General features: G+C 43.7%; 9 protein-coding genes and 2 pseudogenes. 8 read left to right on the top strand and 3 right to left on the bottom strand.

Features of this window, described 5'->3' with window-relative positions; translation table 11 throughout:
• Positions 1-94: 94 nt before the first annotated feature.
• Complete coding sequence (locus FTU65_RS13075; protein WP_180066873.1) at positions 95-718, bottom strand: TetR/AcrR family transcriptional regulator; 624 nt, start codon at positions 716-718, stop codon at positions 95-97.
• A gap of 151 nt (positions 719-869) precedes the next feature.
• Here FTU65_RS13075 and FTU65_RS13070 point away from each other — a divergent pair, with 151 nt between their 5' ends.
• The 4 genes from FTU65_RS13070 to dnaJ all read left to right on the top strand — a co-directional run bounded on the left by FTU65_RS13070 (position 870) and on the right by dnaJ (position 6849).
• Entirely contained in the window at positions 870-1976 is a 1107-nt protein-coding gene (locus FTU65_RS13070) for an efflux RND transporter periplasmic adaptor subunit (protein WP_180066872.1), read from the top strand.
• Positions 1976-5113 (top strand): efflux RND transporter permease subunit, encoded by a 3138-nt coding sequence (locus FTU65_RS13065; RefSeq protein ID WP_180066871.1) that lies wholly within the window; start codon positions 1976-1978, stop codon positions 5111-5113. Before FTU65_RS13070 ends, FTU65_RS13065 begins: the two co-directional genes overlap by 1 nt.
• Positions 5114-5246: 133 nt before the next feature.
• Positions 5247-5624 carry a hypothetical protein gene (locus FTU65_RS13060; RefSeq protein ID WP_078194105.1) on the top strand — a complete coding sequence of 126 codons (378 nt, stop codon included), beginning with the start codon at positions 5247-5249 and terminating at the stop codon, positions 5622-5624.
• Positions 5625-5730: 106 nt separating this feature from the next.
• Positions 5731-6849 (top strand): molecular chaperone DnaJ, encoded by a 1119-nt coding sequence (gene dnaJ / locus FTU65_RS13055; RefSeq protein ID WP_111885156.1) that lies wholly within the window; start codon positions 5731-5733, stop codon positions 6847-6849.
• A gap of 84 nt (positions 6850-6933) precedes the next feature.
• Here the strand turns inward: dnaJ and FTU65_RS13050 are convergent, their stop codons facing one another.
• The gene (locus tag FTU65_RS13050; RefSeq protein ID WP_180042058.1) at positions 6934-8577 is read right to left on the bottom strand and encodes a PglL family O-oligosaccharyltransferase; all 1644 of its coding nucleotides are present in this window, start codon (positions 8575-8577) and stop codon (positions 6934-6936) included.
• A gap of 198 nt (positions 8578-8775) precedes the next feature.
• On the opposite strand from FTU65_RS13050, the gene dapB reads away from it, so the two are divergent.
• Entirely contained in the window at positions 8776-9597 is an 822-nt protein-coding gene (dapB, locus tag FTU65_RS13045) for a 4-hydroxy-tetrahydrodipicolinate reductase (RefSeq protein WP_180066870.1), read from the top strand.
• Positions 9598-9655: 58 nt separating this feature from the next.
• Positions 9656-10300 carry an START domain-containing protein gene (locus FTU65_RS13040; RefSeq protein ID WP_180066868.1) on the top strand — a complete coding sequence of 215 codons (645 nt, stop codon included), beginning with the start codon at positions 9656-9658 and terminating at the stop codon, positions 10298-10300.
• 32 nt (positions 10301-10332) lie between these two features.
• Here FTU65_RS13040 and FTU65_RS13035 read toward each other — a convergent pair whose 3' ends face one another.
• The gene (locus FTU65_RS13035) at positions 10333-10761 is read right to left on the bottom strand and encodes a hypothetical protein (RefSeq protein WP_257222997.1); all 429 of its coding nucleotides are present in this window, start codon (positions 10759-10761) and stop codon (positions 10333-10335) included.
• 107 nt (positions 10762-10868) lie between these two features.
• Here FTU65_RS13035 and FTU65_RS13030 point away from each other — a divergent pair.
• A pseudogene (locus FTU65_RS13030) lies at positions 10869-11723 on the top strand (PLP-dependent aminotransferase family protein); the annotation flags it as partial.
• Positions 11724-11839: 116 nt separating this feature from the next.
• Positions 11840-11996 (top strand): annotated as a pseudogene (locus FTU65_RS13025) (RNA-guided endonuclease TnpB family protein); the annotation flags it as partial.

Raw genomic sequence — 11996 nt, 5'->3', positions numbered from 1 at the left:
GGGGTACAGACAAAAGTCGGATGACTTTTCTAGGTAAATGAGCAGTAGCTATGCCATTTGTTTCAGTTTAGCCTTGAAATATTTCAGAAAATGCTTAGCTCTGTGTGCCGAGTTGATATTTCAGCATAAAGATGTCGATGGCAGAGTGAATAATGGCCTGTCGCTCTGCTGTTTCAGGTACTGGGCGCATGCCCAATAAGACTTCTTGATGGCGTAGTCCCATCAGTAGCGACACAATCAGTTCAGTTTGTCGGGCAGGATTATCCTGCTGAATGAAATTTAAAGCTGCTGCGTCTTGAAAGAAATTCTCCCAGACTTGGCGCATTTTCAAATGTGAGGCACGGAAAAACTGTTCCACCAAGGGACTGTGTTCGGCAGCCAACTCCAAAAGTAATAAGTCCAGTTTAATGGCTTCTGGCAAATTCATGATGTTCAGCCCCAACTCACAAATTTCAACGAAAGCCTGCATAAAATGACTTTCGCTGTGCAGATGTCGCGGGCGGGTATTTAAAATATATTCACAGGTGTCTTCAATCGCACTGGTAAATAAGGTGGCTTTGTCCTGAAAATGATTATAGACCGTCAGTTTGGTGACCGCTGCATGTTGGGCAATCTGATTCATGCTGCAACCGTGATAGCCCATTTCTAAAAATAATTGTTTTGCAGACTCTAAAATCCGTTGTCGTTTTTCTAAGTCTTTTGGGCGGCCGACATTCATTTGCTGAAAAAATTCCAAAAAAGGCGAAAAGGTCATTGATTTAGGATAATTAATCTAATTAATGTACCGCATGGTTTATTAATTAAAAAATAACCAAATTAATTGAATAATATTCTGCCCTAAAAAAGACTTTTTATTAAGAGCGAACTTCATGAGTACGATTAAGATCACAGTTGTCAGCATGATTATCGTTTGCAGTGTGACCTTATGGGGATGCAGCAAGGATAAAGCCCAAACGGAACAGGAAGTGCCATTTGTGATGGTGACTCAGCCAGGCGCCACACATTTTGAACAAAAAAGTTATGCGGGTGATGTACAAGCACGCCAGCAAACAGCTTTAGCGTTTCGGGTTGGCGGTCAAATCACTGAGCGCTATGTCGATGTTGGAGACCAAGTCCGAGTCGGGCAAGTCTTGGCAAAATTAGACGTCAAAGATGCACAGTTGCAACTGAATGCAGCACAAGCGCAGCTTGAAAGTGCGCGTTCCGCTGCACAAATTGCTGAAGATGAACTAAAACGCTTTAAGCAATTATTGCCAGTCAATGCTGTGAGTCGTTCGCAGTACGATGCGGTGGAAAACCAATATAAAGCAGCACAGTCGAATTTAAAGCAAGCGCAATCCAATTATGATGTGAGTCGTAATCAGACCGGTTATAACCAATTAATTGCCAATAAAAATGGGGTCATTACTGAGCGTAATATTGAGATTGGTCAAGTGATTGCAGCAGGACAACCGGCATTTCAATTGGCGATTGCAGGTGAACGTGAAGTGGTCATTGGTGTGCCTGAACAAGCGGTTACTGAAATTAAAACAGGGCAGGATGCATGGGTCACCTTGTGGTCGAAACCACAGGAAAAATTTGCAGGCTATGTGCGAGAAATTAGTCCTGCTGCTGATCAGTCTCGTACTTATAGTGTCAAAGTGGCATTACGTGAAGGCAATAGCGCCATTCAACTGGGGCAAAGTGCACGGGTATTTTTAACCAAAGCACAGCAGAATGTTTTGCATGTGCCGTTATCGAGTGTGTCTGCGAGTGGTCAGCAGGCATATGTGATGGTGGTCAATGCAGATAATACGGTATGTAAAGTTCCAGTAAGTTTAGGCGAATACGGACGTGATAGCGTGCCCGTACTTAGTGGTCTGCAAGCAGGGGATTTTGTTGTGGTTGGCGGCGTGCATTTGCTCCGCGAAAAACAAAAAATACAACCTGTTGATCGTGAAAATCGAGCGGTACACATTCAGGCAGGAGTTAAATAATGAATTTTAACTTGTCTGAGTGGGCACTGAAAAATAAAGGCTTAATTCTTTATTTTATGATTCTACTGGGCATCGTTGGGATATTTTCTTATTCCAAATTGTCGCAGAGTGAAGACCCGCCATTTACCTTTAAAGTCATGGTGATTCAAACCTATTGGCCTGGTGCAACAGCCAAAGAAGTTTCGCTACAGGTCACCGATCGGATTGAAAAAGAACTGATGACCACGGGGCAGTATGAACGCATTATGGCGTATTCACGTCCGGGTGAATCCATGGTGACCTTTGTGGCCAAGGACAGTCTACGTTCGCTGCAAGTCCCCGATGTTTGGTACACCGTGCGTAAAAAGGTCAATGATATTCGCCATCAATTGCCATCTGGGGTGCAAGGTCCTTTCTTTAATGATGAGTTTGGTGACACCTTCGGTAATATCTATGTGCTCACCGGCAAAGACTTTGACTATGCCACCATGAAGGAATATGCCGACCGTTTACAGCTCCAGTTACAACGGGTCAAAGACGTTGCGAAAGTGGATTTGATTGGTCTACAAGATCAAAAAGTTTGGATTGAAATTTCCAACACCAAAGCTACGCAAATGGGCATACCTGTGACGGCGATTCAACAAGCCTTGCAGCAGCAAAATACGGTTGCTAGTGCCGGCTTTTTTGAAACTAATTCAGACCGAATTCAAGTGCGTGTCAGTGGTAATTTACAAAACATTGATGAACTGCGTCAGATGCCCTTATTGGTGAATGGACGAACGATTCAATTGGGTGATGTAGCAGATGTACATCGGGGCTTTAGTGATCCACCACAGCCGCGTATGCGTTTTATGGGCGAAAATGGTTTAGGCATTGCCGTGTCGATGCGTAAAGGTGGCGACATTCTGGCTTTGGGTAAAAACCTTGAAACAGAATTTGCCCGCCTGCAAAAAACCTTGCCCTTGGGCATGGAACTGAAAAAAGTGTCGGATCAGCCTGTAGCCGTGAAGCGCAGCGTCAATGAGTTTATGAAAGTTCTCGCTGAGGCGGTGATTATCGTCCTGTTGGTGAGCTTCTTCTCCTTGGGTTTCCGTACAGGATTAGTTGTGGCATTTTCCATTCCATTGGTCTTGGCCATGACTTTTGCTGGTATGCAGATGTTTGATGTCGGGTTGCACAAGATTTCTTTGGGGGCATTGATTCTCGTACTCGGTTTATTGGTGGATGATGCGATTATTGCCGTCGAAATGATGGCGATTAAAATGGAGCAGGGCTATAGCCGATTACAAGCCGCCGGACATGCATGGCGCACCACCGCATTTCCAATGCTGACAGGCACGCTAATTACTGCGGCAGGCTTTTTGCCGATTGCCACAGCAGCATCAAGTACTGGGGAATATACTCGCTCGATTTTCCAAGTGGTCACTATTGCATTGGTGGTGTCATGGTTTGCAGCAGTGCTGTTTGTTCCCTATTTGGGGGATAAATTACTGCCCGATTTCAACAAAGATTTGGTACAAAAAGCCCCGTGGTATCAGCGCCTGTGGGCACGTTTGCGCAAACAACCTGAACCTCAGCCGATGGTGCATCATGCCGGTGAACATCACGATCCTTATCAGTCGCCGTTTTATCAACGTTTCCGTGGTTGGGTTGACACTTGTGTGACTTATCGCAAGACGGTGATTGTAGCGACTGTGGGCATCTTTGTGTTATCGATTTTAATGTTTAAAACCGTACCACAGCAGTTCTTCCCACCGTCAAACCGTGCTGAAATTTTAGTGGATTTAAAGCTCGAGGAAGGTGCATCTCTGAAAGCCACAGAAGCGGCCGTAAAAAAAGTCGAAGCGTTCTTGTCGAAAAAACAAGGCATTGATAATTTTGTGGCTTATGTGGGGACAGGTTCACCGCGGTTTTATTTACCTCTAGATCAGCAGTTACCCCAAGCCAGTTTTGCTCAGTTTGTGGTATTGGCTTCATCTTTAGATGATCGCAATGAAATTCGTCAGTCATTAGCAGAAGAAATTCGTAAGCTCTTACCTGAAGTACGTACTCGCGTTTCACTTTTAGAAAATGGCCCACCTGTGGGTTATCCATTGCAGTTCCGCGTGTCGGGTGAAGATCTGAGCTTGGTTCGAGAGTGGGCACAACGCGTGTCTGCAAAAGTCAGTGAAAACCCGAACACCACCAATGTGCATTTGGATTGGGGTGAACCAAGCAAAGTCATTAAACTGGACATCGACCAAGATCGCGCACGTCAAATGGGGGTTTCCAGTCTAGATCTGTCCAATTTCTTGAATAGTTCAATCAGTGGTGCAGTGATTAATCAGTATCGTGAGAAACGAGAGCTGATTGAAATTCGGATGCGTGGTGATCAAGCGGAGCGATTGGATGTCGGTTCGCTCAGCAGTTTGGCTGTACCGACCAGCAATGGTGGTTCAGTGCCATTGGCGCAGATTGCGAAAATTGAGTATAGCTTTGAAGAAGGTTTGATTTGGCATCGTAACCGTTTACCGACCATTACTGTGCGCGCGGATATTCGCAGTAAATTGCAACCTGCAACGGTGGTGGGTGAGTTAAAAGATTCATTTGATCAGTTACGTGCAGAGATGCCGAATGGATATCTCCTCGAAGTAGGCGGTACTGTGGAAGAGTCAGCACGTGGTCAAACTTCTGTAAATGCGGGCATGCCATTATTCCTCGCAGTTGTCATGACTTTGTTGATGATTCAATTACGCAGCATGTCACGGGCGATGATCGTATTTTTAACTGCACCTTTGGGCATTATTGGCGTGGTGTTATTCCTGTTATTGTTCAATAAACCCTTTGGTTTTGTGGCAATGCTCGGCACGATTGCACTGTCAGGAATGATTATGCGCAATTCACTGATTTTGATTGATCAGATTGAACAAGATATTCAGTCTGGGGAGTCGGCTTGGGATGCGATTATCAATGCGACGGTACGTCGTTGCCGTCCAATTGTGCTGACTGCATTGGCCGCTGTATTGGCGATGATTCCACTTTCTCGCAGTATTTTCTTCGGTCCAATGGCCGTGGCGATTATGGGTGGATTGATCGTGGCGACCCTGCTGACCTTGTTCTTTTTACCTGCGTTATATGCACAGTGGTTTAAAGTGAAAAAAACTCAGCAGAATCCTTAAAAGTGCCATAATATTGGGTGCGAAATATTGAATTTTTCTCTATAGTAGCACCTGATCTACAAAGACATTTTTAAAAAGTAAAACAACCACAAGTGCAGCGCGGCATATTGTGGTGTACGGGGTTGAATCACAGATGACAGCAGAGAGTTTAGCTAAGTATCGCCGTTATGTTGCGATTTCTTATGTCTTCATGTTTTTCGCTTTATTTACCCTGATTAGTGGTGTATTTGCCTACGGCTTTGCACGCAAAGTGACTCAAATCGATTCTGCAGAAGTTTGGCTCCAAGCCCAAGCGCTTTGGGTCATGCGCACCGTCGTGATTTATTCCATGATGGCCATTTTTGCCGCACTGTGGTTTATTCCTTTATTTTTCTATTATTGGGACACCTATCTTTGGGTGACTGCATGCACAGTAATTGGTGTGGTCTTTGCTGCGATTGCCTTTTTGTATTTATTAAATGCATGGATCCAAGGTCTATCTAAATTCGTTAAAAATAAGGCTGTTTTCTAAGTCGATTTATTTTTTTCCTGCCTACCCCTTGAAAAAATGGTTTGATTCCCCAATTTCAGACCACAGTTAAGTATTAAATTAAATTCCGTGAGGAGCATCGCCAGACATGGCTAAACGTGATTATTATGAGGTTTTAGGTGTATCTAAAACCGCAAGTGATGATGAAATTAAAAAAGCCTACCGTAAGTTGGCGATGAAGTATCACCCTGACCGTAATCCAGATAACCCAGAAGCTGAAGAAAAATTCAAAGAAGCTGCAGAAGCATATGAAGTTTTATCGGACAGCGAAAAACGTAGTATGTATGACCGTATGGGACATCAAGCTTTTGAAGGCGGCATGGGCGGCGGCGGTGGCTTCGGTGGCGGTTTTAGCGCAGAAGATATCTTTAGTCAGTTTGGTGACATATTCGGTGGCGCATTTGGCGGTGGTGGCCGTGGTGGTCAGCAACGTGCACGCCGTGGTTCAGACTTACGCTATGTTATGGAGCTTACCCTTGAGGAAGCTGTGAAGGGCGTGAAAAAAACCATTACCTTTACTGCGCCAGCGCCATGTGATGCCTGTGATGGTAAAGGATCTAAAAATCCGAATGACGTTGAAACCTGTAAAACCTGTCATGGTGCCGGTCAAGTGCGTATGCAACAGGGCTTCTTCTCTGTGCAGCAAACCTGTAGCACCTGTCGTGGTCAAGGTAAAATCATTAAGAACCCATGTAATAAATGTCATGGTTCAGGGGTTTCTGACCGTCAGCAAACTTTAGAGGTGACCATTCCTGCAGGTGTGGACAATGGCGACCGCGTACGTTTAAGTGGCAAAGGCGAGGCGATCCGTGATGGCCAAGCAGGCGACTTATATGTAGAAGTGGTGGTACGTGAACACGAAATCTTCCAACGTGATGGCGCTGACCTATATATGGATGTGCCTGTAAGCATTGCAGATGCTGCATTGGGTAAAGAAATTCAAATTCCGACACTCGATGGTCGTGTGAGCTTGAAAGTACCTGAAGGGACTCAAACTGGTAAATTGTTCCGCTTACGTGGTAAAGGTGTGAAGCCTGTACGTACCAGCATGACCGGTGACTTACTCTGCCGTATCGTGGTGGAAACGCCTGTGAACTTAACGGCTCGTCAACGTGAATTGTTGAAAGAGTTACAAGACACGATGGATGGCGATGACAATAAATCATCTCCGAAGAAAAAATCATTCTTCGACCGTTTGTTTGATTAATTGAAATGATTTGCTTGAGTTCGCTGTGATGTGAACTCAGGTATAAAAAAGCCTGCATAATTGCAGGCTTTTTTATTGAGCGTTTTAAGGTTTCGGCTGTGCTGTAGGCGGTAATAAACTCTCATAGCTCATGTCGAGCCTATAGATATTTTTAAGACGCTGTAGCTGATGACGTGCTTCAGCCTCACGACCATTAAATGCCAATAAACGTGCATATTTAATGATGTGGTATTTCGCTGGATAGCTGCGAACCAATTTTTCAGTATCCTGAATGGTTTGTTCAGAAACGATGGAATATGGATTTAAACGAATAATCGCTACCCGATGTCTAAATTCCGTGAGTAAATAGATCGGCGCATGGTTGGTGATTTTCTCCGGTGTTTTTTCATATTTTGATGCCTGACCCAGCTGAATCGCTGCATTGGCATAATCACGATAAATCACCGTAATCAGCACAGCGCCAATCACGAAAACAATGCGGATAAACCACGGAGACAGGCTCAAAGTAGCCGTCTGTGGCTTCGCTGCTTGAAGAACCCCGATAATAAAACCCGCAGGCAGTAAGAAATATGCGTAGTTTTGCGGAAACTCCAACATGGCATGAATAACGAAGACACCGACCATCAATAGGCCAATCACAGATAATGCAGACTTGGCTAACTTCTGTAATTGAATGCCCCAATAGGCGAAATAGGCCAAGAACGGCACACCAATAATGGCGCCATTCCACAATAAGAAATCCAAAATAAAATTGTGTGAGCTACGAATCCATACAGGCCCTTGCACCGTGTCAGAGATCGAGACAAAAGCACTACTGGTTTGATGCCAACCATAGCCAAACCAAGGCTGTGCAGCCACGGCATGTGCCATTTGTTGCCAAATGGCTAACCGAGACATATCTCCACCAGCACGTTTGACTACGTCACGACTTTCTTGAATATTCATGTCGGACATTTGGCTCATGATTTGACTTAATTTTGGCATCAATACAATCAGTGCCACAAAGCCGATAAACCATGCCAAGCTGTAAAACCAGCGAAGACGGATATAATCTTTGTACTGTGCATAAGCCAAATAGATTAGGACGCAAATACTTGCTACCCAAGAGGTGCGAGATTGGCTGAGCGCGACCCCAATTAAAATAGGAATTGCACAAGCGACCAAATAGCGGGTTTTAACTTTTTGCTGTTCATAAACATATAAGCAGGCTAACAAGGACATGAGCAGAAACGTGGCCATGTTATTCGGCTGAGCAAAGTTTGCAAATGGGCGCGTAGTTCCACTAATTTTCATCACAAAAGGAAGAAACGAGTCGAAATCTAACCACTGACATATTGCGAAGAGCCCTGTCATGACCCCAGAAGCAACAAAGGTATAGCTCAGGAATAGGAAGGTTCTTTCGCGTTTTTCCGTACCTTGAGATAGGCTAAAACCAAGATTGATACATAGCCAGAAGCTGAACACAAACAGCATACAGAGTAAGGCAATACTAAAATAATACACCTGCCCAAAAGCCAATTGGACGAAGGGAATCAGCGCTAAAAGCAACAGGGGCAAGGAAATTTTTGCCACCATGAGCTTTTCTTTAAAGAACGTTGCCGCTAAGGCAAACAGGGCAAAGAAGGTATAAAGCTCACCGGTATATGTGGCCCAAGGTCGGTAATGAATCGGAATCAGCCATGCCAGTGCAATACAGACTGCCGCACAAAGATACAATAGGGTTTTCATGAATATTCAAGATCAATAGAACGCGCCTATCATACCGTGAAAATACCCAAACTTGGTGAGGGAATAGTCAGCGTCTGTCGAAGAGCTTGATTTGCAAAAGTCTTTCGGAAAATACAGGATTTTTTTGTTTGCAACTTAGCCTGCGCATGGAGTTTTGATATAGTAAGACCAATTTCGAATCAACATTAGGAAAATGTTATGTCAGCAGCTCCACGTATTGGTATCTTGGGCGCAGGCGGTCGTATGGGACGCATCTTAATTCAGGCGGTTCAGCAAGCTGGCTATCAATTGGCTGCTGCGGTAGAACGTCCTGAAAGTAGCTTAGTCGGTGCAGATGCCGGTGAACTTGCAGGGATTGGCGAGGTTGGCGTAAAGGTTGTTGGTAACCTTGCTGAGGTTTTAAAAGATTGTGATGTCGTAATCGACTTTACTGCTCCTGCAGCAACGGCACAGCATCTTAAACTTTGCCGTGAAGCAGGTGTTGCGATTGTCATTGGTACCACAGGTATGAATGATGAGCAAAAAGCTTATCTCGATGAAACAGCAACAGAAACTCCAGTGGTCTATGCAGCGAACTATTCTGTCGGTGTAAACGTTTCAATCAAACTTCTTGAATTGGCATCAAAAGTGTTTGGCGATACTGTGGATATTGAAGTGATTGAAGCCCATCATCGTCATAAAGTTGATGCACCATCAGGTACAGCGCTAATGTGGGGCGAAGCCATTGCCGGTGCTTTAGGACGTGACTTAAAACAAGATGCTGTGTATTGCCGTGAAGGTCATACGGGTCCACGTGAACGTCAAACCATTGGCTTCCAAACGATTCGTGGTGGTGACATTGTCGGTGAACATACTGCGATGTTTATTGCGGATGGCGAACGTGTTGAAATTACCCATAAAGCAACCAACCGTATGAACTTTGCCTCTGGTGCAGTACGTGCAGCTGCATGGGTAGTCGGTCGTGAAGCACGTAAGTACGATATGAAAGATGTACTGGGTTTTAACGATATTGACGTATAAAAGCGCGTTAAAATCCGTTATAACAACAGCATAAAATTAAAATAAGACGATCAATGGAATGAAAAAAGTCATCTTTATGGCCTGTGCTGTCGCATTCACTGCGGCAGTACAAGCGAAAACTATGGATAATGCCAAACTCACGATTAATAAAAATAATATTAAGGTTTGGACCTACCAAAATGCTCAAAATCCTGTCTTTCAATACAAAGCTGAAACCAGTTTTGATGTACCCATTGAAAAAGCGGTTTCCCTGATTTTAGATGTGGAAAATGCAGTGAATTGGGTCCCTTATATGGGCAGTGTCAAAGTATTATCCCGCGATGACCAGAAAGGTGAATTCAGTTTATATATGGTGTTGGATTTTCCTTTTCCCTTGAAAGACCGTGATTTGGTGGTACAAGGCAAAATGCGTAAAGATGCACAGGGCATCATTAGCATCCAAAATAAAGCGGTGAAAAAAGGTTATCCGATCAATCCCAATTATGTACGCCTCACCGACTATGAGGGAGATTGGACCTTCCAGCGTTTAGGCAATCAAAAAGTCAAAGTGTCGACCTATGGCTACGCCAATCCGGAAGGTTCCATTCCGCTCAGTTTCGTGAATATGTTTGTGCAGCAACAGCCTTATCAAATGCTACAAAAAATGAAAGTACAGTTGGGTAAAAGCAAAACTGTTGCGACCTTTCCAGAAATTTTAAAATAAGCCTTAGCAATGATTCAGTTCAATATGAACGATCAATGACTTTGCATCTCAGGCAGGCGAAAAGCAGTCAACTGCTGCATGTGCTGTGCTTCTGGAAGTTCGATACTGAGTAAGGTCTGTTCTGGAAATTGATGCGGATGTAGCTTGATTTGAAATTGCCGCGCGGTCATTTGTTCACATGCAAAGCGAAGTTTGGCTTGCTGCGGCATGATATTCATGCCGTTTTCAGATTTGGCTTTATAAATATATAGCTGCTGATGTAACCCGCCGCTAGTGATCGGTTGGATCTGCTCAAGTTCATATTGCGTCAGTTTTTGGGCACTCAAAAAACCTTGAATTAAAGATTTACAGATAAAATTTTGCTGGCTTTGAGCTTGAGTGTGCTGTTCGGGTTGGCACGCCATAAGCGTGAGTGTGCTGATGATGATTAGACCCGCTCGAAGCTGTGTGAAGTCATTCATTTAATTGTCCCCCTATCGTTATTTTTGAGATATCAACCTGATGCATTCAGCTTAAATCTGTTAACTTAATGGGTACAGATACAAGAATGATTAAAAAAAGGGTACAGATGGCTTTTCAATATCAGCAGCTTGCGCAGCAGTTGGCACAGAAAATTTATAGTGGTGAATTGGCCGCAGGGCAGCGTCTGTATGCGCTACGTCAATTTTCACAGCAGCATCAGATCAGTTTAAATACTGCGAAACGCTGCTATGAATTACTTGAAGCCAAAGGCCTGATTTATGTCAAAGAAAAGTCTGGTTATTTTGTGAAATCCTCACAGAAAGCCCAGCAAATTGCCGTGCCGAATCATCCTGATTTTGATTCCCGACCTCGTGAAATTTCGAATTTAGAATTGCAAATTCAGATCCATGAAGCATCTGCAAATAGTCGCCTGATTCATTTGGGTTCAATTCAGTTGTCCCCCAATTTTGTTCCTGTTGAAGCAATCAGACGTTCAATCCAAAGGGCATTAAAGCATTGTAAACCAGAAGATTTTTTATATAACAATCGGCAAGGTCATCCACAATTGCGTGAAGCTTTGTCGGCACATTGGGCTGAAGATGGTTTTTACATGCCTAAGGATGATATTTACATCAGCAATGGTTGTATGCCTGCTTTGTCAGTGATGTTGCAAAATCTAAGTGCGGAAGGGGAGAGTGTCATTGTTCCGACGCCGAACTATAACGGGCAATTGCAATTATTGGCTTTATTGAAGCGGAAAATTGTTGAAATTCCTGCCAATACGGAAGGTTTTGATTTAGATCGTTTAGAGCAGGCGATGCGGGATTCAGGCGCGAAAGTATGCTTATTGACTGCAAATTTTCAAAATCCTTTGGGTTTTTGTTTAAGTAATGAAGATAAGGAACGAATTGCACAACTCGCTGAAAAATATCAATGTTATGTGATTGAAGATGATATTTATCAAATGGAGGGTAAAACTCTGTCCTTCAGGTCAGAGATATAAGCGACACGACATGAAGTGTCGTTTGATTTAACTAAGGACTATTTTCCTTGAGTTTTGATTGTTAATATAAGTACATGAAAACCCTTAAATTACGTATAAAAGATAAACATTGCAAGGTGTTAGACCAACTAGCATCAGAAGTGAACTTCGTCTGGAATTATGTCAATGATTTAGGGTTTAGGCATTTGAAGCGGAAAGGTGAATTTCTCTCTGCTTTTGATATTGCCAAAT

The organism is Acinetobacter sp. YH12129, from assembly GCF_013418685.1.
Lineage (GTDB): Bacteria > Pseudomonadota > Gammaproteobacteria > Pseudomonadales > Moraxellaceae > Acinetobacter > Acinetobacter amyesii.
The sequence above is the reverse complement of the archived record's forward strand: the minus strand, read 5'-3'. Positions and strand labels throughout refer to the sequence as shown.

Bases quoted from the DNA above. Each gene is read 5' to 3' on its own strand.
- FTU65_RS13060 (WP_078194105.1), top strand. From the start codon at position 5,247: ATGACAGCAGAGAGTTTAGCTAAGTATCGCCGTTATGTTGCGATTTCT.
- FTU65_RS13035 (WP_257222997.1), bottom strand. From the start codon at position 10,761: ATGAATGACTTCACACAGCTTCGAGCGGGTCTAATCATCATCAGCACA.
- FTU65_RS13070 (WP_180066872.1), top strand. From the start codon at position 870: ATGAGTACGATTAAGATCACAGTTGTCAGCATGATTATCGTTTGCAGT.
- dapB (WP_180066870.1), top strand. From the start codon at position 8,776: ATGTCAGCAGCTCCACGTATTGGTATCTTGGGCGCAGGCGGTCGTATG.
- FTU65_RS13040 (WP_180066868.1), top strand. From the start codon at position 9,656: ATGAAAAAAGTCATCTTTATGGCCTGTGCTGTCGCATTCACTGCGGCA.
- dnaJ (WP_111885156.1), top strand. From the start codon at position 5,731: ATGGCTAAACGTGATTATTATGAGGTTTTAGGTGTATCTAAAACCGCA.
- FTU65_RS13075 (WP_180066873.1), bottom strand. From the start codon at position 718: ATGAATGTCGGCCGCCCAAAAGACTTAGAAAAACGACAACGGATTTTA.
- FTU65_RS13050 (WP_180042058.1), bottom strand. From the start codon at position 8,577: ATGAAAACCCTATTGTATCTTTGTGCGGCAGTCTGTATTGCACTGGCA.
- FTU65_RS13065 (WP_180066871.1), top strand. From the start codon at position 1,976: ATGAATTTTAACTTGTCTGAGTGGGCACTGAAAAATAAAGGCTTAATT.